Here is a 25081-nt window from a genome sequence, read left to right as displayed (position 1 = left end):
TACCCTCCCCCTTTCACGTTTAATGCCGCCCGTCAGGCCAGACTGCCGTCAGCGCGATATTTGAAGGCGTAGGTGTAGAAAATCTGCACGTCGGCGAGATTAGCGCTATTCACGCCTTCGCCCAGCGCCACCCGCCAGGTATCCACGGGTGATGCGTCCTTCCACGCAGCGAACGGGGCCATGGTATCCGCCGCTCCCGCGATCGTGCCCTGCGCACTGGTGTTTGCCGTAACGCTACTGCCATCCGACACCCGCGTAATGATGAGGGGCACATTCTCCATGCTGGCGGTTCCGGCCGGCAGCAACCGGATACCGAAGGCGGTGAGGGTGGGCGACTCGTGTTTGAAAGCAATCGAGCTGGCGTTGACGGCGAAGTCGACGCTGCGTTCGGCATCGAGGCGGAAGTACTCGTCGGGATACTGAAAGCGGGAAGAGAGCACGGTCGAGCGGCCGCCGGTGGACGGATACAGCGCTCTTACATGCGCCGCCAGGCTATCGTTGAAATCGGCATCGAAGTAAATAACGAACTTTATGTCGCTGATCGCGTTGTAATCGATGTTGTTGCCTGAGCGTGGAATTTCCAGCGTCCATTCGCACTGCGGCCCCATGTTCTCGAACTGGCCAAGCATCTCTTCCGATGGCTGAAAGACTGCGATATCGCGCCGGAACTGATAGCTCGACATCACCATCCGCTCCACCGGCATCACGCGGGTAAACTTGACCCAGGCACCGCTCACCATCCGCCACTCGGCGCTGATACCGTTGTTGGTGAGGAAGCCGCTGGCGCCTTCGAGCGGCACCAGACCTTCGACGAACAATTCGATTTTCTTGATCTTGCGGCGATAAGTGCCGGGGTAGCGTCTATCGAATATCTCGAGGTCGGTGCGAAACGGCAGAATCCCCGTGTTGACAAAGGTGGCGAAACTGCTCGGAAACTCTTCACGCAACGACAGCGCCAGGCGCACCGGATTTTTCTTTTGGGCATTTTCCAGATAGTCGCTGGAAAACGAGAGGATATCGCGCTTCAAATGATCGCCGCCAAGCAAGCCCGCGGGCACCCCGAGCATATAATCGGTACGAATACGATTGAGTCGACGGTCGAATTCGAGGTCGTAACCGCGTTCCATCAGCAGGGCGGCGTAGATGGCGGCGTCCAGGTAGCTGCGCGCAAGATCCTGCAGCTGCGCGGCCAACTGAAACCACAAGTCTTCATCGAACAGCCGGTTCTCGCTGTACTCCAGCACTTCCTGCGACGCTTCCAACCGCTTCTGTTGCAGGATGACGTTCAGCGCCTGCACCTCGTAACGCACCTGCGCCTGCTGCTCCCGCGTCTGCGCCATCGCCACTTCGGCCCCGGCTTCTGCCCGCTGACGCTCGATACGGTTGCGTTGCAATTCCCAATCCAACCACTCGCGCTTCTCGCCAACCGTATCGAAAAACTCTTCCACAGTGCCTTCGTAGTCGTGCCGCGCACCATCATAACGAACGCCAGTGTAGCGAATATCCTGATCATTGGCGGCTGCGCTGGCCCATGACAAGGCGGCATTCATCGAGGTCAATTCGCGCCCCTTGGTATCCCACTCCGCAAGCGCGTCGTCGGCATTCTTCCTGCGCACCTCGGCATATTCACGCGTGCGACGGGCAGCCTCGACCTCCAGTGCGGCGTCCTCCATGCGTTTGTTTTCAATGGAAAGCGCAGCCTTGTTCACGTCAACGGCGCTTTCCATCTGCATATGCTCGATTTTCTGGTTTTCGGCCGTCGACCGATAACCGATGAACGTCCGTTCCGCCTCGATTGCGCTATCCGCCATATACGTCGCCACCGATTGCAGATACTTGTAGCGGAAAATCGGCGCGTGATCCGCGCTAATGCCGAAGTAATTGAAGTTGTTGGTGAGGTATTTGAGCCGCATGGCCGCCTGCGCGATGATGGCCGCCACTTTTGGGTTCACGGGACCGCGCGGCTCGTTCTTCAGTTCCTTGATGACTTCGGCGGCCGGCGCCTGCATGATGCCGAATTTGCCTTGATAAAGCTCCGTCGAGGGTACAGTCAGGTCCGTGAGCAGGATGAATTCGTATTTCTCCCTTGCGGCAGCGCGCTGATCGCGCCGGTACAAGCTATTGCCCCATTGCAGGTACACATCGGACATTTTCAGCCACACGTAGGGCGCCTCAATGCCGAGATTGAGGAAGGGATAAGCCAGTACCGAGCGATACTCCTTCAACGCTTTGTCATACAAGCCCATCGCGGCATAGCTGTCGCCGATGGCGATCGGCAGGACGAAGAAATACAGATGCACGAAGTAGGTGACAAAATTCACCTCCACCACTTCGTAAAAGTTGAGGTCTTCGAGCACCGTCGCCTGGATGCGGTTGTTGTAGACGGTGTCGGTCAGGCTGGTGGTAAACGTATTCGCCTCCAGCGAAAGCGTCCTGGCGCCGGCCGGAAAGAACAACCCGATTGTCTTCGCCGCCGCGGCGCCTGCACCGTCCGCCGCAGCCTGTTCGATCATGGCGGTGGCGCTTTTCCAACCCGTTACGTCAGCGACCATCATGAGCCGCGTCGCTTGGGGTTGAACTACGCCGGCACGCACTTCGACCCGGGCAATTGCTGCATCGGGCCTTAACAGATCATGCAGGTTTAACGAGCCGCCCGTGGCGAGGCGCACTGTGCGTTCGGGTGCTGCTGCCGCGAGGACCGAGCCCGCGGCCGGCGCTGCACCACCGCCGTCGATTTCGCGCTGCAAGTTCGCCCGGTTGATGCGCACCACGTCGACCGCTTCAAGGTTGCCCGCCCGCGAATAAAGCTGCTCGGCTTTGGTAAAGCCGGCAAGCGCCTGCTCCAATGCGGCCCGACGCTCATTCCCGTCGGCGTAGGTGACGAGCATCGATGCCGACTCATTCGTTAGTTGAGCCGCCCATTCCAGATTGCCACTTTCAGCGGCGGCCGTCGCCGCAGCCTCATACAGCTTCGCGGCCTCGCGCCAGTTGCCTGAGACAATCAGTTCCCGCGCCCGCTCGCGCTGGCTCAGCACATCGTCTGTTACGACGCGCCGGGGGTCGATGCCAACGTCTGACCATTTGGAAAACACCGGGTTAGCCGGCAGTTCGCCGGCCTTTATCACGCGCTCGTCGCTCAACGGCAGCTTGACCCCCGCACCCGGCGTCAGCTTAAGCACTTCTCGGCGGGAAAATTCCATGAGCTGGGTTGCCTTGACCGCGCTCCAGTCGAGGTCGAGATAAAGGCCGAGGCCCGGGGCACGCGGCATCTCAGGATGGCTTTGCTCAAGGATTTTCTGGCGCAAGGCCAGATAGTTCTGGAGCGCGATCGAATACTCTCGATGAAAGAAATTCAGGTTCGCTTCCGAAAGCAGATCGCGATAGTCGCGCTCAGTCGTTGAGGCAGGGTCGGCAACAGCCATGCGCGTGCGTGGCAGTCGCTCGGAAACTCGCGGGTACAACTTGCGGATAGAAACAAAGTTTTCCTGATACACGGCCATTGGCCCTCCCCCTTCTTTTTAGTTGGACGCATCCTCAGCTAGACTCAACCATATCAACATAGGACACGAAATTGCCCACGTCAAGTCACGCAAGGTTTAAATAAATCCTCGCGAATCGATCCCGATCGAAGGTAACGGAACGGGACACCGGAATTGGGCGGCGAACCGCGAGCCGGCCGATGCACACGACCATTGACCATACAAGCCTGACCTTGGATACTCTGTGCTTCAGCGGGATTACTGCCCGCGCGGCACGGTTCAGTGCATTAAAAAGTCGGCAATAAAGGAGGTCTTTGAATGGTTTCCCGACGTACATTCCTGAAGTACACCGGCAGTACGATGCTTACGCTGTTCGGCTTCGACAAGCTCAGCGGCATTTCTACAGCGATCGCGGCGATTCCGGGAGGCACGCTCGACCCGAACCTGATAAAGAAATTCAAGACACCCCTGTTTACGCTGCCGGCCATGCCGAAGGCGGGCAAAATCAAGCTCAAGGGCGGAAAGGTCGCCGATTATTACGAGATTTCCATCAAGCAGTTCTCCCAACAGATCCTGCCCACGGGGTCACCGGCCACCACCGTTTGGGGATACGGCCCAGTCCATTCCGTGGAGGAAAAGGCTCTCGTTTATCACGCCCCCTCGCTTACGATTGAAGCGAATTGGGACGTGCCGGTGATCGTGAAGTGGACCAATGACCTCAAGGACCAGGCGACAGGCGACTATCTGCCGCATCTGCTGCCTGTCGATCCTACGCTGCACTGGGCCAACCCGCCGGGTGGAAAGGCGGGACGCGACTCGCGACCAAGCTTTGCCGCCACTCCTCGCGGCTACCAGGGCCCCGTCCCCATCGTGACGCACGTGCACGGCATGGCCGGGGTTCCCGACCACAGCGACGGCTACGCAGAGGCGTGGTACCTTCCCGCGGCTCGCAATATCCCTGCGGAGTATGCCGCCACGGGAACCTGGTACGGGTTCTTCAACGAGAAAGCGAACGGCAGCGAGCCCGGTTGGGGCCGGGGAAGCGCGACCTTCACCTATCCCAATGCACAGCATGCTTCCACGCTCTGGTACCACGACCATACGCTCGGCATGACGCGGGTGAATGTCTATACCGGTCCGGCTGGTTTTTACATCATCCGCGGGGGCCCGGCGGGCGACGACGCGGTAAAAGACAAGGCCACGGGCGGCTCCGCAGTCCTCCCCGGCGCTGCGCCGAAACAAAAGGACAAGGTTCCCTCGACTAGGGCACTCCAGGAAATTCCGCTGGTGATCCAGGACCGGTCGTTCAACGCCGATGGTTCACTGTTTTATCCTCAGACCCGGGCTTTCTTCGACGGCACGACAGGCCCGTTCATTCCCGAGTCCGATATTTCCCCTCTCTGGACTCCAGAATTCTTCGGCAACACGATGATGGTGAATGGCAATACGTGGCCATTTCATACCGTAGAGCAGCGGCGCTATCGCTTGCGTCTGTTAAACGGCTGCAACTCCCGCTTCCTGATACTCGATTTCAGTAGCATTCCCGGCGTGGAGGTGTGGATGATCGGCAGCGAAAGCAGCTTCCTCGCTGCCCCCGTGAACATGTCGACAGTCAATGGCAACAGGATACTGCTGGCGCCATCCGAGCGGGCGGACGTCATCGTCGACTTTGCCAAAGTACCCGTAGGCCGACACGTTCTCAGAAACGTGGGGCCGGACGAGCCCTTTGGCGGTGGTGAGCCGGGCAAGGATTTTCCTGTCGCCGAACCCGCCACTACCGGTCAGATCCTGGAATTTCGCGTCGTCCGGGCAAAGGCGGCTGATCATACAACCGGGCCGGCGAACCTTTTGCTGCCCCCTGTCGAGGCACTCCCGCCAGCTATCGTGACACGTTCCCTGGCGTTGCTGGAAGAGATGTCCAACCGCTTCGAGGATGCCCCGGCCCAGACCCTGCTCGGCACCGTGGCCGACCCCGGCACCGCGCCGGCGAAGGCGGTAAAACAGATGTGGATGGACCCCGTCACCCAGAACCCGGCTGTGGGCGCGACCGAAATGTGGGAGTTTTTTAACACCACCGAGGATGCGCACCCGATGCATATCCACGCCGTGTCGTTTGAACTGGTCAATCGGCAACCGATCGTTGTCGACGAGGAAAATGGAACGGTACAGATGGCAACTGACTCCCAGCCCCTGCCGCCGGAGCCGTGGGAATTGGGCCGCAAGGACACCATCATTGCTTACCCCGGCCAGGTCACCCGGGTGAAGATGACCTTCACAACGCCGGGGCAGTACGTCTGGCATTGCCACATCCTTGAGCACGAGGACAATGAGATGATGCTCCCGTACCGTATCGGACCGGTTCAGCCAGAGCAGCCGGGGCAGCCATAGATCGGCCTCCTTTTCTACTACCGATCTTACTGACTAACGTAGCAAGCTGGTTGAGCACGCTTGGGCACGCTTCCCAAGGTCGAGCGTTTGCTCTGTGCGCCGCCTCGTGCCCCGGTTGCATATATTCCTTTTGCTGAGAATGTGTCGGATCCATGTCCAAGGTGTCGAAAAGCATTACACATCATCCGCCATCCATTGCCCCACGAGCGAATAGCGCTACATGTCAGCAGGTTATATTATCGGCACATATATTGCTTGCGATTTCCTGATGCGGCTACGTTCCCCCTCCGACGTCACTCAGTTACAGTCGTTGATGCGCAAAAAGTGGTTAAAATTGTTTAAACGCCTGATTACCTGACAGAGAAGCAGGAAAGGACAGACTTATGCAACTTACCCGATTTCTAGTCACCAATTTTCGCTCTGTCGAAAATAGCAATTGGGTTGAGGTGGATAAGGTTACTGCGCTGATCGGCGTGAATGAATCGGGGAAAACAAACCTTCTGGTTCCGCTCTGGAAGCTAAACCCGGCGACAGGGGGAGAAATTCAGCCGGCTTCTGACTATCCCAAGAAACATTTCGGCGCCATACGCCAAGCCCCGCAAAATTACTGCTTCATAACAGCGGAATTCGAGACTGGGCCCCTCGCAGGCGAACTCTCCCGGAAGGCGGGAATAACCCCGGAAGCGGCCGCGCTGGTATCTGTAAAACGGTACTTTAATGGGGAGTACGCCGTTTCTTTCCCCCAATCTGAAGGTTTTACCGGCGTAGACCCGTCAGACGTAAACTCGGAGGTAAAAAAACTGATTGCTGGTGCCATGAGAAGCATCACCGACTTGGCGCCGTCCACGCAAGAACATGAGTTGAAAGAAATTGTTCTCACAAAGTTGAATCAGATGCACGACACTCTCGCGGAGCCGCGTCTATCAGCGAGCGACGCTTCAGAATTTAAACGAGAGTTGCAATTCCTGATTCAGGAACCCGATAGAAGAACCACGGCAGTTTATAGTCACGTAGCGGAACTGCTGGATGCAATCGAACTGATAACCTCCGAAATTACGTCCCCGGGTGAAGGCGCCGCGGATGTAACAGATATCGTCCTCGGCGCACTGCCCAAATTCGTTTATTACTCCGAATTCGGCAACCTGGATTCTGAAATTTATCTTCCCCACGTTGTACAAAATCTTCAAAGAAACGACCTCGGCTCTAAAGAAGCAGCCAAAGCCCGAACCTTGCGCGTCCTGTTCAAATTCGTAGGGCTTGAGCCAGGCGACATACTGGAACTCGGTCAGGACCTACGGGATGCGCGCAACAACCAGCGTGAGCCCACCGCCGACGAGATCAGTGAGATTGCCCTGAAAAAAAGGGAGCGTTCGATACTGCTTCAATCCGCCGGGGCTGTCCTGACGGAAAAGTTCAGAAACTGGTGGAAGCAAGGAGATTACAAATTCCGCTTCGACGCGGATGGCAGTCACTTCCGGATATGGGTGTCCGACGACCGCCGCCCGGAGGAAGTGGAGCTTGAGAGCAGAAGCACCGGCCTTCAGTGGTTCCTTAGCTTTTATCTCGTATTTCTCGTGGAAAGCGAGGGCGAGCACCAACGTGCGATATTATTGCTGGATGAGCCTGGATTGTCACTGCACCCGCTGGCGCAAAGGAATCTGTCGGCCTTCTTCGATAATTTGGCCAGTTTCAACAGAATTCTTTACACAACCCATTCACCGTTTCTGATCGACGCGGAGCATCTGGGGCGAGCGCGCAAGGTCTATATATCCGAAAATGGCACGACCAAGGCGACGCCTGACCTACGCCATGTCGAAAAAGATCCCCGGCAGGCAGGTGCGGCCTACGTCGTACACTCCGCACTGCATCTGAACGTCGCGGAGAGTCTGCTGCTCGGCTGTCAACCTGTTATCGTCCTGGGTCCGTCCGATCAATATTATCTCTCGACCATCAAAACGCTGCTCATCGGCGCAAATAAAATCTCACCAAAGCGCGAACTGGTCTTTGCTCCGTCAGGCGGCAGCAAAACAGCAGAGGTAGTCGCTAGTATCATCACGGGGCGAGACGAGCCTTTGCCAAAAATACTTCTCAGTGGCGATGAGCCAGGAAAGCGGATCAGTCAGGAATTGAAATCAGGACCGTATCACGGCGTAGAGGAAAGGGTTTTATCAACGGACACTTATGTCGGCTTTACCGGCTCTGAACTCGAAGATTTAATACCCGCTTCATTCTTCGCTCAAGTGATCGACCGCTGGGAAAGAAATTCCGAGATTCCGTTTGCAGATGTGGTGGTTAGCGGCAAGCCGCTGGTTGGTCAGGTCGAAGCCTGGGCGGAAACCCAAGGAGTAACGTTACGCGAGGGATGGAAGATTGAAGTTGCAAAGCGGACAAAAGAGGTGGCCCTTAAAAAGGGCGTCAGCGCATTCGATCATGCCACCACCGGACGGTGGGTTAAATTGTTCCAGGAACTGCTTGCGACCAGGGGTTAGCTGGCGCAGCGCCATGTTTGGGCACTCTGCGTTCGATATCGTTCGATTTTAGAGTGAGCGCCGATACAGATACGCGCTCAACTGGTACTTTATTCCCTTCACAGTCTAGTCTGATGTGGACTTTCGTATTCGCACCAGCGCTTCGCCCATGTGTTTATTGGCGACGCGATCACGTCCTGCTTTGCCATTTTCGATCGCCTGCTCCAGGTTCTTGACTGCTTGCGCCATCTGGGCGCGCTGTGCCGCGTGCCGCTTTTCGGATGCCCTAGCATGCCTTAGACTTTCCTCGGCGTGCTCCAGCAATTTTTTCATGCGGCCGTCGTCTCCGTGTGCCTTCGCCCTTGCAGCATGCTCAAGCGCAGAAGCCATGGGATCCTCGCCGGCGATAGCCGGAACACTGAGAAAAAATGCCAAGCTGCTCATTGCAAAAGTCGCCCCTAGATTTCTCATGACAAGATCCCCTCTGACAGTCGGATTCAAAAGCAGGTTAAGACCATTCGGCATTCCCGTTCTTTCCGTAAGACCAACTTCGCCAACTGACACGGCTAAGCCAAGCTGTTCCAGCAGTTAATAGGGATCGAAGGCTTGCGACGGCCATCAACCGACCCGCGCCCTGCCTGGTTGCGATCCCGACCACGAAGCAAAACGCCGTCCTATAAGAAACAGCGTCGCTTCCTTCGCCAATTTCTACAAACGAGACCGGTAATTTTTTATAGCACAAAACGGAAAGGAAAAATGACGTCGCGTCTATCCGGTAATTACGTTCCGGTCTTCGGGCGCTTCCTGCGGAAAGAGTGGCCGCGGGCTCTCGATTCACGGAGCGCATGAGCCTCGCGCTCCATGTGATGTCTGATGATCAACGACAAAGCTCATCCTCTTCACCCAGTGGAGCGAGTGACGAAGTACAAGATGCCTCGAAGAGCTATTACCGCCAGCGCACAAAGCAAATGAGGATGACTGATCTACTAATTCAACTCAGATGTAGGAATGTCGTCCGGCCGGTTTTGCGGGCCATACATCCGGGGGTCACAATATTGGCATTTAACAGCCATTCCTGTACTTGAGCGATGTCGGCCTGGTGATCAGCATCGTGCGCTTTACGCAAAAACTCGAACGACAGCTTACCGCTGTTTCGGTAGAAAGATAATAGAAGATGTATGGCTAATCAGATATGGCGCGTAATGCCACTCCAGTTGTTCCCCGCCTAGCTCAACTCAGAGGCGGCTCCAGAAGCTTAAAGCTCCCAAGGAATGTTTTAATTGGCAAATGTGTTATCAATAGGTAGAGAGCCTCTTACTACTGCCAAGGCTGCCATCGCGGCCGTCGGACGCGTTCGTGGTATGGGCGATACGCACCCTGTCTCCACTAGCGATGCCGTCGGGCGGGCTTTCGATTACAAGATCCTCGGGAGCGAGGCCTGAACCAAGTTCAATGACCTTGCCGAGATCACGCGCAATCGTCACCGGTTTCAACATAACTATGTCATCAGCAGTAACCGTTGCCACGCGCAATCCTGCCTTGTCGAACATCAGCGCGCTTGCGGGAACGCTAAGTACAGCCTTGCTGGCGGGCAGTTCCAAATTCACATTTGCAAATGCCCCCGGCATCAGTTCGGCATTGGAATTATCAACGTGAATTTGCACCAGGGTCGTCCCCGATACCGTATTAACCGCCTGTGACGACTCGGCTACAGTTGCAGCATAAGTCTTATCCGGATGTTCCGGGACGCTGATGACTGCCTTGGTACCCGGTGGAATGCTTGGCACGTAGGTCTGTGGCACATTGACATAGACGCGCAATGTATTCGTCTTCGACACTTCGAAAAGCTCCTGGCCCGTCCCGCTGCCGCCATTTACGAGTGCACCGATGTCCGTGAATCGTGCAGTGACCAGACCATCAAAGGGTGCAACGATACGGGTAAAAGCTTTCAATGCCTGCAAGCGGTCCACATTCGCCTGTGCGGCATTTACCAATGCCTGCTTGGTGCTGAAATCACCTGTTTTCTCTGAGGCCGCCTGTGGCGAAACATAGCCTGAGTTCAGCAGCAGCTGCCAGCGTTCGGCTGTGGTCTTGGCAAGCTGTGCAGTGGCCTGCGAGCTGGCGAGATCGGCCTTCGCCTGCAGCAGCTCCTGATCGAGATCCGGCGTATCGATTTCCGCGATCAACTGGCCGGCTTTCACGCGAGTGCCGATGTCCGCTTTCCAGCTTTTCAGGTAGCCAGTGACGCGGGCATATAGCAGCGCACGTGAATAGGCTTGCAGGCGACCGGGCAAATCAAGTGATGCGGCGTTGCCGGCAATGCCGGGTTTAAGAACGGCAACAACCGGGATAGCCCGCTCGTCGGTCCAGTTGCGTAGCTGTCTGTTATCGAAAGCTCGCATACCGAGGCCTGCGACAACAATGACAATAACGACGGCTATTGCGGCGACACCAAAAACGCGCAGTGAGCGTGTCGAGACCCGAGGTGCGGAGGGATCAGGCGGCATGCGATTCTCCAGAAATGGAGCCCGGTGCAGGCGCCTTGCCATGCCTTCCATGCACGATGCTGAAAACAACGGGAACGAAGATTAATGTTGCAACGGTGGCAAACATAAGGCCGCCGATCACCGCGCGGCCGAGCGGCGCGTTCTGTTCGCCGCCTTCACCCATGCCCAGTGCCATAGGCACCATGCCGATGATCATCGCCAATGCTGTCATCAGAACCGGTCGGGAACGTACGAATCCGGCTTCCAGGGCAGCTGCGGTAGCGTCTCCTATTGCATCGAGACGCTCGCGCGCAAAGCTGATCATAAGGACGCTATTTGCGGTCGCCACACCCATGCACATGATCGCCCCGGTAAGCGCCGGCACCGAGATTGGCGTGTGCGTGACGAACAGCATCCATACGATCCCGGCAAGTGCTGCCGGAAGTGCGGTTATGATGACGAACGGATCGCTCCAGGATTGGAAGTTGACGACAATCAGAAAATAGATAAGCACAATGGCGCCAAGCAAGCCGAACAGCAAGCCGGAAAATGCATTCTCCATCGTTCGTACCTGGCCCAGCAACAGAACCGTTGACCCTTTCGGCACCTCGCTTGCGCTATCGGCCAGGATGCGGCGAAGCTCCGTTGCCACCGCGCCAAGATCTCGTCCCTGCGTTGTTGCGTAAATCTGCACCATCGGCTGAATATCATATTGGCTGACTAACGCATTGCCGCTGCTACGCGTAAAATTGGCAAGACCCCCGAGTACTTGCGAATTGCCGTTGCTGCCGCCCACCGGCAGGTCAGCGAGTGCAGCAAGCGTATCGAGGCGATATTGGGGCGTCTGTATCACGATGGGATACTGCACGCCATTCTGCGGATTCAGCCAGAAAGTGGGCGCAACCTGGCTGCTGCCAGCGAGGTTGGCGACCAAACTGTTGGTGACATCGCGCATGGTAACGCCAACCTGTTGCGCACGCGTGCGATCGACATCCACGTCAAAAATGGGCCTCCTGCGCGACTGCTGAATACGAACATCCGCAATGCCGGAAATCGCGCGTAGCTTGGGCAGCAAAAAGTTGGCGTAATCGAAATTTGCATCCAGGGTGTTGCCTCGGATCTGTAGTTCGATCGGCGCCGGCGAACCAAAATTCAGAATCTGGCTGACGATATCGGCTGGCGGAAATGAAAACGTTACGCCCGGAAATTGACGCGGCAACTCCTCCCGAAGCTTGCGCACATAGCCTTCGGTGGGCTGGTGACCTTGCTTCAGCGCGATCTGAATGTCGCCATCCTGCGTACCCATCACCCCCGAGTTGTTGTAGGTCAGATTAATGCTGCTGGGAGGAAGGCCGATGTTATCGATCATTACGTCGATGTCGTGTGGCGGAATGATCTTACGAACTGCTTTCTGGATCTCGGCGAACTGGTTCGCGGTTTCTTCAACCCGCGTACCGACCTGAGTACGCGCGTGCATCAAGATCTGGCCACTATCGACAGCTGGAAAGAAATTTCGGCCAAGAAATGGCAGAAGAAGAAAAGACCCCAGCACGAATGCAAGAAATCCGCTTATGAACGGCCGACGATGCGCAAGTGCCAGTTGCAGATACGCGCGATAGCCTGCACGGATGCGTTCGAAGCGCGCTTCGAAGCTACGCTGGAAACGCGTCAGGGAATTGCGCGGAGGCTGATTATCGGCCCCCGGTATATGCGGTTTCAGCAGATACTTGGACATGGTCGGCACAAGCGTGCGCGAAAGGATGAACGACCACGCGATTGCAAACATGACCGCCACGGCCATCGGCACGAACAGAAAGCGCGCAACGCCCTCCAGGAAAAACATTGGCACGAAAACGATGCAAATGCACAGCAGCGAAACGAACGCGGGAGTGGCAATTTGCGTTGCGCCATCCATGATGGCGGTCTCAACGTCCTTGCCCTCCTCCAGGTGCAGGTTGATGCTCTCTATGGTTACGGTAGCATCATCGACAAGAATGCCAACGGCTAACGCAAGCCCCCCAAGAGTCATAATATTGAGGGTTTCGCCGAGTGCGGCCAGGCAAATGATCGCACCGAGGATCGACAGCGGAATCGACACCGCGACAATCAAGGTTGAGCGCCAGCTACCCAGAAACAGCAATATCATGATACTGGTCAGTACCGCGGCGATGGCGCCTTCCAATGCGACGCCCTTGATTGCTGCCCGCACGAACAAGGACTGGTCATTGATGGGTACAACCTGGAGATTGGCTGGTAAAGCCGGTTTGATCTCGGCCAGCTTCGCCCGGATACCAGCGACGATGGCAAGCGTTGAAGTCACGCCATTCTTCAGTACCGTCATCACTACGGAGCGCGTACCGTCAACGTGGACTATGTTGGTCTGGGGCGCACTGCCATCACGCACCTGGGCCACGTCGCGGATGTAAATGGTTGCGCCGTCGACAAACTTGACGGGCAGGTTTCCGAGATCCTCGATTACGGATGCAGCATTGTTCAGTTGCACCGTATATTCGAACGCGTCTATCTTCTGCGTGCCAATCGGCGTGATCAGGTTCTGTGCCGCAAGGGCATTGCCGACATCCTGGGCTGTCAATCCGCGCGCCTGCAGTGCGGGCGGATCAAGGTCGATCTGAATTTGCCGAGTCTTACCGCCATAGGGAAATGGGATCGCCGCGCCCTGAACGGTAACAAGGCGGATGCGAACCGTGTTGAGGGCGAGATCAGCCAGGGCTTGCTCGGACATGCCCTTCCCGGATAGTGCGAGCTGAAGAATCGGCACCGTCGAAGCGTTATAGTTGAGAATCAGCGGGGGCGTCGTACCCAGGGGCATTTGCCTTACAACGGTCTGCGAAATCGCGGTAACTTGCGCGTTAGCAACCGCTATGTCCACGCCCGGCTGAAAGAAGACCTTGATGATACCGGTGCCGGCGTACGAATTTGCTTCAATATGCTCGATGTCGTTTACTGTCGTCGTCAACGAGCGCTGAAATAGTGTCGTAATACGTCCTGCCATGTCATCAGGCGGCAAGCCCGTGTACTGCCACACCACGGCGACCACGGGAATACGAATATCGGGAAAAATATCGGTGGGCGTCCGAAGTGCTGCAAGCGGACCGATGATCAGGAGAAGAAGCGCCAGTACAACGAACGTGTATGGGCGCCGCAAGGCAACGCGAACAATCTCAATCATGCGAGATTCTGAAGAATGAGGTTCCTGCTCTAAAGAAAAAACAAGAGATCGTTGCCTTTACGTTGTCCCTTTGACTTCATCGCCCCCCTTGTTAGGGCGATGAATCATTGTAATCGGAAATACCGCCTGAAGAGGCTGCATTCGGAGAAAGTTATTTAAGGAGATGCTGCGGTGAACGATCTCCGCAACGTGTCACAAGGTAAGCTTTCGGCGAGACTTATCTTAACGAAAAGGAGTTTTGGGGTAAAGAACGGTCGCGGTCGAGCAGCTTGTCGCGTTATTGAGCAAGAGTCAAACAACTCGCGTCCAGGCAACCTCAGCGTTCCCGGCGTCGACATGGAGGCCCCCCTCCCCAGGAACCGGGTTCAGGCTGTTCCAGGAATCAATAGCAGGCGGAGGTTAGTGGCAGCCTTAATCGGCAGCGTTTATCGACCGCGCCTGCCGTATTGCAAACTCAAGCGATGGGATAGAACCAATAACCAGCACCTGCGTTTATTACTGCTACCCGGTCTACTCTTTAGTGGACTTTCGCATGTGCTTTAGCGCTTCTTCAACGTGGTTGGTGGCAACGTCCGCATGCTCTGCTTTAGCATGGGTAATTGCTTCCTGAAGGTGCTTGACCGATTCCGCCATGTGCCGGCGCTGTTCTTCGTGCTGCTTTTCGGATGCCTTGGCATGCTTCAGGCTGTCCTCGGCGTGCTTTAGCAATACCTTCGCATGGCCATCCTCTCCGTGCGCCTTGGCCATTGCAGCATGCTCGATCGCCTCGGCCGTGTGATCCTCGTGAGCCATAACCGGAACACTCAGAAAAAGTGCCAAGCTGCTCATAGCAAATGTTGCTCGTATATGTCTCATGGCAACCCCTCCATATGAAAGTCACAATTTTTAACAGCAGGATGGGGACGGTATCCCCGTCTTAACAGAAGAAACGCATCACTTCCCTTGGCAGATTTCCATAAAAGAGAGATGCCTTTTTTTTATAGCACAAAAACGGAAACGAAAAATGACGCGGTCTGGTGTGGGATTCAGGCTTTTGACGGGCAGGCCATTCCATGACTTCAGTCACTGCAATCATCGTGATGCATATCGGCCTCCGGCTCCCATTGCACTCGGCACCGCATGCCGACTATGTCCAACGGCTAAGGAGAACGCGACATCTGGCAGGTGGACGGTCGAGATATCCATTTTGCATTTTGGTCGGAACCTATCTGCGGAAGCTGCCGCTCACCATCCCCATTTTAGCGTGTCGTATAAAGCCGCTAACCTCCTAAAATTTTACCAGTAGCGGGATAAGGGAAGCCACTTCTTCTCCCGACCTTCGGGACCTGATAGACGTCCTGCATAAGGGCAATGGGCGCTGGGTGCAGGGCAACAATTTGGCCAAATGGCACCGCAGGAAGAAACGAGCAAACCGCCCGGGAACACAGGTATCTTTATTCTTCTGTCATTGACATTTTGAAATGATCCAGCATTGGCTTCAAAATGTAATTCATCATTGTGCGCTCGCCTGTTTTCACGAACAAGTCTACCGGCATACCCGGTCTGATCTGCAAACTGGAAATAATTTCCGCTCCCTCAGGCGCAATCTTGACTTTGATCTTGTAGTGGGGGAAGCCGGTTTTTTCGTCGACAAGCCGGTCCGCCGAGACGTGGGTAACCACGCCTGGCATATGTGGAGTCAAGTTCTGGTTGAATGCCGTAAATATCAGCTCTACCGGGAGATCGGGATGGACTTTGTCGATGAGATGCACAGGCAACTGTCCTTCGATATCCAGCGCATCTTCACTGGGTACGATATCCATCATCCTGACGCCAGGACCGATTACACCGCCCACCGTAAAGACCGACAACCCTACCACTGTTCCGTCGACGGGCGCTTTCACCATAACGTTGGACAGATCGTAATCCAGTCCTTTCAGCTGATTGGCAAGTGCCTCCGCTTCCCGCTGTACATCGGATAATTGGGTACGGACCTCCTTCTGGTACTCCTGCTGACGCTGTACGCGCCGAAGCTTGAACTCCGCGATCTGCCGCTGCCCGCGTCCGATATTCCCGATATCCTCGGATATCGCGGAACTGATCTGAGCATAAGTCTGCTCAAGTTCGAGCAGGCGATTGCGCGCGACATACCCCTCTTTGGCCAGGTCCCGCATTCCATGCAGCTGTTCCTTCAGGAATTCAAGCTGCGTCTTTTTGTTATCCCGTGATTCCTCCAATCCATGGGTTTGAAGTTGAAGACCAATAATGCTTTCATCGAGGGCGCCCAATTCGCTTTTGATTGCCACCCTTCGCGAATTCCACAAGTGTTCCTGCATCCTTATGTTGCTGGCGACGCGCGGGTCGTCTTTTTCCTTGAACAGTTCTGCAGGGAATTCGATTGTGCCCTTTCCGTCGCGCTCCGCTATCAGGCGGGCTTCCGCTGCACGCGCAGTAAAATACTGGACGCGCCTCATTTCCGCATTTGCGCTTGCCTGCACGCCGTTCAAATGCACCAGCTTTTGCCCTGCTTTCACACGGTCGCCTTCTTTCACCAGGATTGCATCCACGATGCCACCCGTGGGATGCTGTACGGCTTTTCGGCTTGTGGAAACAGTCACTGTGCCGCTCAGGGGCACCCCCTTGTCGAGTGGCGCCAGGGATGCCCACAGCAGGAAACCGCCGACCCCTGCAATGACAATCCACCATCCTGTTCGAATATAACCGCGCGGATTCGTGTCGACGTTGTATGAAACAAGCTCATCAGGAGAGAGGACGATGCCCTCGCCCGGATTAGGCTGCAGCTGATTTCTCATGCTTTACCGGTTGGGTCTGTTGTGTCAGTTGCTGGTTTTGCCTGGTCAATTCGGCGAGAACATCTGCGCGGGTGCCAAACGAGCGTGCCACCCCTTCCTGCAAAACCAGCAGCTTCGTCGTGGCGCCTAAGATATTGGGCCGGTGAGTAATCATCACGACCGTCTTTTGTCGGCTGCGTAGATCGTTGATCGCCGCCACCAACGCCGATTCCCCGGTTTCGTCGAGATTGGAGTTCGGTTCATCCAGCACAACGAGCGCAGGATCGCCGTAAAGTGCGCGCGCCAGCCCGATACGCTGCTTTTGCCCGCCAGCCAAACCGGCACCTCCGTCGCCGAGCGGCGTGTCATACCCCTGGGGGAAACGCAAAATCATGTCGTTAACGCCGGCACGCTTTGCTGCCAAAACTACCTCATCCGGATCGATTTTGCCAAAGCGCGCAATATTTTCGCTGACCGTTCCGCCGAACAGTTCTATGTCCTGCGGCAAATACCCGATATGCGGCCCCAGTTCAGCCTTATTCCACAGGTAGACATCCGCCCCGTCCAGGCGCACTTTGCCAATCATCGAGGGCCAGATACCGACCAGCAACCGGGCGAGGGTGGATTTGCCCGCACCGCTGGGTCCGATGATGCCCAGCACGTCCCCGGGGAAAATGGCAAAACTGAGATTTTTAAGAAGAGCCGAAGATACACCGGGAGGGGCGGCCGTGACCGCCTCAACGGAGATGTGCCCGAGAGGCTTGGGCAGCGACATGCCGCCCTCCCGCACCGGATTGACCTGCAGCAACTCGTTGAGCCGCTGGTAGGCCCCGCGCGTATTGCTCCAGTTTTTCCATACGCCAATCAGTTGTTCGACCGGGCTTAATGCGCGGCCCATCAGGATGGATGCGACAATCATCATGCCAGGCGTAATTCTGCCGTCCAGTACAAGCAACGCTCCCAAGCCCAATATCAGCGATTGCATCGAGGTCCGGACAAACTTTGTGCCTGAGGCAATCATTCCAGCTTTTTCACTTGCTTCGGCCTGTAACTGCAAAAAGCGGCTGTGCAACTTGAACCAACGCGACATTAGATGGGGCAGCATTCCCATGGCGGCGATCACTTCTGCATTACGCAGGTTATTGCTGGCGAGATTGGCTGACTCAATCGCCATGGTGCTCGCCGCGGCAAGAGGTTTTCTTGATACTATTTCATTGACTGAGGCCAGCACGACCAGCACTATCGTCCCGCTCAGCGCGAACAAGCCCAGCACTGGGTCAAACAGGTAAATAACGATCAGGTAGACAGGAAACCAGGGGGCATCGAAAAACGCGAATGGCCCGTTACCCGTTAGGAACTGGCGAATGTTTGTCAGATCCTGCAGGGCTTGACCCGCGCTCCCGCCTGGACGCTTCAGGTTCTGCTCAAATGCCGCCTCGTAAATGCGTTTGTTCATTTTCATGTCGAGCTGCGCCCCGACACGTATCAGCACGAAGCTGCGTATGAATTCAAGGCTGCTCATCACCAGATAAGCAGCGAGTACTATCAGAGTCAGCATCAACAGCGTTGTTTCGTTGCGGCTGGCAAGAACTCTGTCATAGACCTGCAGCATGTAGAGCGCCGGTACCAGCATCAACACGTTGATGATGGCACTGAAAACCCCGATAGTTCTGAAGGTTGCCTTGAAGCTACTGAGGACTTCGGCAATCTCGTTTTGTGCAACCTGGCGTCTGGCCATTATTAATTCAATCTCTACAGCGGCAACGTTCGACTTGATGGTCGTGAGTCGTACGGTCTCAATAAATCGACAAACAACTCGTGAGGGAAAAGCGGTTGCGACAGAGACTATCCCACGGGATGCACCCTGCCTATTGGACTCAAGTCCATGTTCCTCAATGCAGTTGGCAAAGCAACAAAAAAGGGAATCGCCTGGCGCCGACAGTTTTCCTCTCCGCCATAACCAGGTTCCCCCTCCCCTTGAAACTCGAAAAGTCTACCGCGACGCGGGTTTGGGAAGGGCCCCCGCTATTCCGAGGCACCCATCCCGCTGTTTCCTAGATAAAATCAAAGTTACCGGCAGTGGCTGCGGCATTGGCGTTGAAGATGCCGATGAGGGTAATTTCCCCCGCCGACGTCTCTCCGCCTCCAGCTTGAACCCATTGCCATAAGCTGAAACTGTTGCCATTGGTATCGTTGACAACCAGTAGCGCATCTTCACCGGCAGCTGCCGTGATGACGAACTCTGCGTTAAAGGCTGCTGAAACTGCGGCAGCGTTCCCAAGATTCGCAGTGGTCACGCCTTCGCCACCTACACCTGTCAGGAGCAGGGCCTCGATATTGGCATTCGCCTGTCCCACGGTAACATTCACCGTACCTCCCGCGCCATTCCCGGCACCGAACAGGAAATCGTTGTTATCGTTGCCGTCGTCATATGCAGTATTGAGCGCACCGCCGAACTCAACCTGATCATCCACCCCATCAGCACCATTTGCGTCGAAATTGTTGACCGTATCGCCAAATTCAGCGGTCGCGTTGAACCTGAAGACATCCTGGAGGTTGTCGTTCGCCGCACCTGAATTGATGGTGTCAGCTCCGTTACCGCCAATGAGTATGTCAGCTCCCGCGCCGCCATCGATGGTGTCGTTTCCTGCCTCGCCATTGATGGTATCGTTGCCAGCCCCGCCAATTAGCACGTTGACGACTCCGCTGCCCGTCAATGTGTCGTTGCCAGAACCGCCGGTGAAGTTTTCGATCCCCACAACAACGTCGGAATTGGGGTTGTTACTGCCCGAACCACCCACTACGATCGGTGCCGCACCGCCAAGATTTACGGTTAGTGCCGCAGTGTAGGCTGCGTAATCGGCCGTATCGGTGTTTGCACCTCCATCCAACGTATCGCGCACATTGTCGACGGTTGCAATCAGCGTGTCGTTTCCAGCCCCTCCGTTCAGGGTATCGCTGCCGACACCGCCAGTAAGGATGTTATCGGCGTTGCTGCCCGTCACCGTGTCGTTGCCCGAACCGCCAGTAAAGTTCTCTATCCCTACGAGAACGTCGGAGTTAGCCGCAGTGCTGCCCGAGCCACCCACGACGATCGGTGCCGCACCGCCGAGGTTCACTACTAGCGCAGCCCCGTAGGCGGCATAGTTCGCTGTGTCGGTGTTTGCACCTCCATCCAGGGTATCTCGCACGTTGTCAACCGTCGCAACCAGCGTGTCGTTGCCGGCTCCGCCATTCAGAACGTTCGCAACGCTGCTACCAGTTAGGGTGTCGCCGCCCGAACCGCCAGTGAAGTTCTCGATCCCTACTAAAACGTCGGAATTGGCGGCAGTACTGCCCGAACCACCAACGATAATCGGATCCACACCGCCAAGGTTTACGGTCAGTGCAGCGCCGTAGGCTGCATAGTTGGCTGTATCGGTGTTCGCGCCACCATCGAGCGTATCCCGCACATTGTCAACCGTTGCAACCAGCGTATCGTTCCCCGCGCCGCCGGACAGGACATTAGCAACGCCGTTGCCGGTCAACGTGTCGTTAAACGCGCTGCCCGTCAGGTTTTCGATACCCGTCAGCGTATCCGTGCCTGCTCCGCCGGTGTTCTGCGGACCACCGTTACTCAGGGAAACGGTAACGCCAGCAGTCGCGGTTGCATAGGTGGCTGTGTCGTTTCCACCCAGACCAACTATCAGATCGTTGATTGCCGAACTGGCAAGCGTGTCATTACCGGCTGTACCGATTGCGAGCCCGAGCAAGCTGTCGGTGAACTGCAGTCTTTCAATATTGCGCAGTCTGTCCGACCCATCTAGAGGATTCAACGCCACGTCGGTTACCGTAACCGTGCCATCGTTACCCACGCCAATCTGGTAGTCGGCCTGCACGCCACGATATGCCGCCGTGTCTATATCTCCTGCTCCGTTCGCCGTAAGAATTTCCCGCACAATCTGCAACTGACCTGCGTTGTACGTTCCATTGAACATCTCGGTGACAAGCTCCTTCATGCTGTTGGCGCTGTCGATTTCGGCACCGGTGCCGCCATTGGGGCCGACATTCTGCCTCACGCTGATGCGGACATTCAGCCATTTGTCGCCATCGATGATGTCGTCGCCGCCGCGGCCGGTAATCAGGTCGTTGCCATCCCCACCGAGGATGATGTCGCCTGAGCCGAATGACGTGACTCCTGCACCGACCACATCCTGGAGGCCAGCGATGAGCGCGATTCCCTCGGCATCCAGAACGCTACCGAGATAGCCGGCCGCACCACCTTGGGCCAACGGAACAAGCGTCGTGATGTCCTCATCGGAGCCCGACAAAATGTCGTTGAACGCCGAACCCGACATTCCCTCGACAGCCTCATACACATCCAGTGCTGAATTTTGAGGGGGTACCGGGTTCTCGTCGAACGCCAGGCGGAAGAAATCCGCATTGACGCCCGACGTGTTGTCCTTGTAGGTCGCCCAGTCAAAGCCCGACATGCCTATCAACTTGCCGACGCCAGGGCTGCCAACCATGATGTCATCGCCGCCTTCGGCGATGAATTCATCGAAGCCGCCGTCGCCGAGGAATACATCATGACCCTTGACGCCGTCGCGGGCGAAAATCTCGTCGAAATTGTCGCCAGGAGCGCCGTCAAATGTGCCGACCTCGATCCAGTCATTCCCTTCATTACCTAGAATCCGCTCCGCATTCTTGGTGCCGAGGACAAAATCATTGCCTTCGCCTGCGAACACTTCCGAGAACGCATCGCCGCCGAGAACGACGAAGTCCTGACCTGCGCCGGCCAGGATCAGATCTGCCCCAGGGCCGCCGTGCACGACGTCGTTGCCTGAGCCAGCCTTAATGTTGTCGTCACCACCCGAGTCACGGATGATATCGTCGCCATTCCCTCCATTGATGATGTCGTTGCCGAAACCACCCTCGAGGTTATCGTTGCCGTCGTCGCCGAACAACGTATCGTCGCCCATGCCCGCGATAAGAATGTCATTGGCGCTGGTTCCTCCAAGGATGACATGGTCTTCACCAGCATAACGCAGGTAATTGGTATCGGTGCCGGGCGTAGCAGGATTGTTGCGGACAACCAGTTGGCTGAGGATACCAGCGCCAACCGGGTCGTTGCTTTCAAGGTCGCCATCTCCATCCAGGTCGTTGAACTGCCTGCTTTGATCGACTTCCAGGATCAGGTTAGGAGTAGAGAACACGTCCGATGGCAAGTGGGTTGCGTTAGTGTTGGCCATGATCATGGAGGCGAATGAATTATTTTCCATCTCGCCGAACAGATGCAGGCCGTCAAGGCGTTGCAGGTAATAGAAGCGATCGCCGTTCTGCAGACTCTCCATCTGCATCTCGAACACGAAGTTGAAAGTCGAGCCGAGCATGCCGCCGAAAGGCATTGTTTCTTCCGCAAGACCGCCGATCCAGAGATCCACATTTTCAAGGCCGCCCAGCGCTCCTCCAGCGTAAGCGCCTGTCGCGTTGAGGAAATCGACAGCGTCAGCCGGTACTGCAAGACCCCCCACCGATACGCCGGTGATGATTGTCAGCGCCGCATCGCGCTTGCCTTCAATGGTCGTCTGGCTGGTGATCAGCGTATGCGTGCCGTAAGCGGCGATGAAGTTGATGATCGAGGCTTCGTTCTTGAGGTGGCCGGCAAAATCGACCCAGCTCTCGTATGGCTTGAGTTGGGCGTCATCGTTGGTTGCCTCGTAGAAGTCGCGTCGGGCTGCGTTGAGCGACGGAACGCCAGTATCGCGTCCGCGGGCCAGATTGATGGTTGCCAAATCGAGCGGCAGGCCCAGCAAGTTGTTGCGCAGCGCGCTCGTGACGAACTCATCAATGTGGTTTCCGACTTGGCGCGTCATGCCTCGCACGATGGCACCCGCAGCAATATCAGCGTCAACCGTGCTACTCGTTCCGTTATTCTCAAACTGGATCGGGTTCAGGAAGCCCTCGATCAGGCCGATGTGGTCCTGGTTGAAGCTGGGATCGAAGCGATCAATCGATTCCGTGAGCATCGAATGGCCGAAGCGATAGACGACGTGCGCAAACTCGGCGACGATGGAAGGATCGATAGTAACGTCGAAGCCATCGGGAACCAGAAAGGGGTTGATCGCTGGTTGGATCTTGCGCGCGAATTCCTCAAACACCAGATGCTGATATTGCATCTCCGTAACGAACTTTGCCGCCTGAAAGAGCCGTGCACCGTCCCAAACCAAAGCATCCACCTGTTCCGGCGTAGTCGGAAGCGCGGCCACATCCACAGCGAGCCATTCGTTCAGGAAGGTAAGATTGCCGGTACTCAGAACGACTTCCTGCGTATGTCCGACGAGCCTGTTATGCTCAGAATGGAATATGTGGTGTACTGCGGTCAGGCCAATGTTCTCGTTGGCGCGACCGTCCCCTGCGATGTAGTGCGCATCCAGCAATTCATTATCATATTGGCCGTTTGTGGGCGAGTTGTCTGGATTGCCTAAACCAATTTCAATGTCGCCATCGGCCAGGCCGGTCGGGACAGCGTTGTGAGCAATATCGGCAAGGAAGGCATGGCCGGTCCTATACGCACCAGCCGTAAGGACGCCAAGACCACCGTTGGCAGTCGGATCGCCCTCAACCAGGATAGCCGGATCGCCAGGATTGGCGCCGGGGAAAACGAGTTGGGGAAAACCATTCGGCCCAGGGATAAAGTTTCCGTACTGGTCTGCAGCGAGCAGCGGAATATTTCCGACATCGGAATCAATCAACTGGATTCCCAGCAGATCCGCCGCCTGTGCCTTGACGTCCGCCCAAGTGGCCATGCCCCCATTACCGCCTTCGATCAGCTTGCCAGTGGCGACCGGGTCGCCCGCTGCATTCAGCTCATATTGGCGAAGGAACACCTGGTGCGAGGAATGGGACGTATAGGTCTGGTTCTGGTCTACGAACGCGGTTGTCGTATTTACGGGCCGCACATCATCCGCGGTTCCCATAATGTTGTCCGCACCTGCTGAAACGGTAGCGCGCGTCAGTACCATGAAATTGGTAGGACTGGTGGGATCGTATAGCGGATCGTCCGGCTGCAGGGGAATGAATACCGTACCGCTGCCTCCCTTGTTGACGAGATCAAGCCCGTGGTCGAAGAACTGGCCGAACAACGTGAACCATGAGTTGAACGGGGCGGACAATCCCGCGTCGGGCGCGATGTTCGAGAGTACGACGTTGGCGCCGTCCAGCTCAACGCCATTAGTCGCCAGTAACGTATCAAGGGCGGTACGGGCATCGGTCAAAGCTGTCTCCGCATCCGCACGCGCCGCTTCGGCTGCCGCTGCGGCGGCGGCCAGATCAGTATCACCGGGGTTGGCGGCGGCGGCGGCGGCCGCTGCGGCCGCAGCCACTTCGGCAGCGGTCAATGCGTTGAATAGCGACTCGATCGGCGCAAACGCGTTGCTGATCTGCGCCGTAACCGCCATTTGGTTGGCGGCGGGTACGATCCCAGCCTGCTGCAGGGCGGTCAAAATCGCCGCGGGATTGCCCAGGGTCTGGTCGACGATCAGGTTGGAAATGGTGCGAATGCTTGAATCGATGACGATCGAGTTAGGATCATTCGAAGGATTGTAGTTTGGTGCTGTCGCCATGGCCGGTGCCGGCCCGGGCCCGTCGGGGTCAAGGGGGGTTCCATCCGCTGGCCTGTATGCGGGCGTCAACAACTCGGGAAACTGCTGATCCGCCGCACCCCATGTCGGGTGGAGAAGGTTGTTGTATGTACCGTCCACCGTGCGTAGGCCCAACGAATTGTTATAGGATGGTATGAGCCCGCCGGGGCCGAAAAGCGGCTGACCGCCGGCGTGCGCCTCGGATATCTTGATCTGGGCGAGGATAAATTCTAGATCTGATTGAATGACTGTGACTGCCATGGTAATGCTCCTTGAGTGTGATTCATCTGTACGTTAGCGCTTCGCAGATCGTGCGTTGCGCCTTGCATCTTGTTTTTCGGAGTTACCGCTTGACGTTTGCTACTTCGCGTCCTATTTCGTTAGGCGATATACCATCCGACGAAATAGATGCTACGCAGGAGCCATTACGGATCAGGTACAAAATCACACAAATTTCAAACAAATCTCACAATAATTGGGTTTCTCCCCACTCCAAAAATGGGAATGGCCAGGAAAGGGCCGCAACGACGCGAAAGGAACAGATACGCCGCTTTTTTCAGGGTAAATGCCAGGCGCGCGGGGTTACAAACTGGAGACGCTAAAAAATGGTCGGCGGGGTGCCGCCAAAGTATCTGGAGCGCTTTGGTCTTGGTACGGGCCCTCTCTCGCCCATGAGG

Annotated in this window: 10 protein-coding genes; 2 read left to right on the top strand and 8 right to left on the bottom strand. The window is 56.3% G+C overall.

Features of this window, described 5'->3' with window-relative positions; all coding sequences use genetic code 11:
- Positions 1-32 precede the first annotated feature (32 nt).
- Positions 33-3500, bottom strand: coding sequence for a hypothetical protein (locus R5L00_RS08165; protein ID WP_317650560.1), 3468 nt, complete (start codon positions 3498-3500; stop codon positions 33-35).
- A 297-nt stretch (positions 3501-3797) separates the two neighbouring features.
- Between R5L00_RS08165 and R5L00_RS08160 the strand changes: the two genes are divergently transcribed.
- Positions 3798-5867 carry a multicopper oxidase gene (locus tag R5L00_RS08160; protein WP_317650558.1) on the top strand — a complete coding sequence of 690 codons (2070 nt, stop codon included), beginning with the start codon at positions 3798-3800 and terminating at the stop codon, positions 5865-5867.
- 383 nt (positions 5868-6250) lie between these two features.
- Positions 6251-8356, top strand: coding sequence for an AAA family ATPase (locus R5L00_RS08155; RefSeq protein ID WP_317650556.1), 2106 nt, complete (start codon positions 6251-6253; stop codon positions 8354-8356).
- Between the two features lie 105 nt (positions 8357-8461).
- Here R5L00_RS08155 and smbP (R5L00_RS08150) read toward each other — a convergent pair whose 3' ends face one another.
- From smbP (R5L00_RS08150) to R5L00_RS08120, 7 genes are all read right to left on the bottom strand, one after another.
- A complete protein-coding gene (gene smbP, locus R5L00_RS08150) occupies positions 8462-8806 on the bottom strand; it encodes a small metal-binding protein SmbP (protein WP_107695006.1) in 345 nt (114 codons plus the stop codon).
- A gap of 824 nt (positions 8807-9630) precedes the next feature.
- Positions 9631-10842 (bottom strand): efflux RND transporter periplasmic adaptor subunit, encoded by a 1212-nt coding sequence (locus tag R5L00_RS08145; RefSeq protein ID WP_317650555.1) that lies wholly within the window; start codon positions 10840-10842, stop codon positions 9631-9633.
- Positions 10832-14011: an efflux RND transporter permease subunit gene (locus tag R5L00_RS08140; protein ID WP_317650553.1), complete on the bottom strand. Its 3180-nt coding sequence runs from the start codon at positions 14009-14011 to the stop codon at positions 10832-10834. Before R5L00_RS08140 ends, R5L00_RS08145 begins: the two co-directional genes overlap by 11 nt.
- Positions 14012-14521: 510 nt before the next feature.
- Positions 14522-14866: a small metal-binding protein SmbP gene (smbP, locus tag R5L00_RS08135; protein ID WP_317650551.1), complete on the bottom strand. Its 345-nt coding sequence runs from the start codon at positions 14864-14866 to the stop codon at positions 14522-14524.
- A 578-nt stretch (positions 14867-15444) separates the two neighbouring features.
- Positions 15445-16803, bottom strand: coding sequence for an HlyD family type I secretion periplasmic adaptor subunit (locus R5L00_RS08130; RefSeq protein ID WP_317650550.1), 1359 nt, complete (start codon positions 16801-16803; stop codon positions 15445-15447).
- A complete protein-coding gene (locus R5L00_RS08125; RefSeq protein ID WP_317650549.1) occupies positions 16781-18520 on the bottom strand; it encodes a type I secretion system permease/ATPase in 1740 nt (579 codons plus the stop codon). Before R5L00_RS08125 ends, R5L00_RS08130 begins: the two co-directional genes overlap by 23 nt.
- Positions 18521-18836: 316 nt before the next feature.
- Positions 18837-24665 carry a peroxidase family protein gene (locus tag R5L00_RS08120; protein WP_317650548.1) on the bottom strand — a complete coding sequence of 1943 codons (5829 nt, stop codon included), beginning with the start codon at positions 24663-24665 and terminating at the stop codon, positions 18837-18839.
- Positions 24666-25081 lie beyond the last annotated feature (416 nt).

This window comes from Nitrosospira sp. Is2 (assembly GCF_033095785.1).
In the GTDB taxonomy this organism is placed as follows: Bacteria; Pseudomonadota; Gammaproteobacteria; order Burkholderiales; family Nitrosomonadaceae; genus Nitrosospira.
Note: the sequence above shows the minus strand (reverse complement) of the source record. Positions and strands in the feature narration are given on the sequence as shown.

Excerpts from the sequence above, each read along its gene's own strand:
- R5L00_RS08165 (WP_317650560.1), bottom strand. The coding sequence starts at position 3,500 with ATGGCCGTGTATCAGGAAAACTTTGTTTCTATCCGCAAGTTGTACCCG.
- R5L00_RS08160 (WP_317650558.1), top strand. The coding sequence starts at position 3,798 with ATGGTTTCCCGACGTACATTCCTGAAGTACACCGGCAGTACGATGCTT.
- R5L00_RS08155 (WP_317650556.1), top strand. The coding sequence starts at position 6,251 with ATGCAACTTACCCGATTTCTAGTCACCAATTTTCGCTCTGTCGAAAAT.
- smbP (WP_107695006.1), bottom strand. The coding sequence starts at position 8,806 with ATGAGAAATCTAGGGGCGACTTTTGCAATGAGCAGCTTGGCATTTTTT.
- R5L00_RS08145 (WP_317650555.1), bottom strand. The coding sequence starts at position 10,842 with ATGCCGCCTGATCCCTCCGCACCTCGGGTCTCGACACGCTCACTGCGC.
- R5L00_RS08140 (WP_317650553.1), bottom strand. The coding sequence starts at position 14,011 with ATGATTGAGATTGTTCGCGTTGCCTTGCGGCGCCCATACACGTTCGTT.
- smbP (WP_317650551.1), bottom strand. The coding sequence starts at position 14,866 with ATGAGACATATACGAGCAACATTTGCTATGAGCAGCTTGGCACTTTTT.
- R5L00_RS08130 (WP_317650550.1), bottom strand. The coding sequence starts at position 16,803 with ATGAGAAATCAGCTGCAGCCTAATCCGGGCGAGGGCATCGTCCTCTCT.
- R5L00_RS08125 (WP_317650549.1), bottom strand. The coding sequence starts at position 18,520 with ATGGCCAGACGCCAGGTTGCACAAAACGAGATTGCCGAAGTCCTCAGT.
- R5L00_RS08120 (WP_317650548.1), bottom strand. The coding sequence starts at position 24,665 with ATGGCAGTCACAGTCATTCAATCAGATCTAGAATTTATCCTCGCCCAG.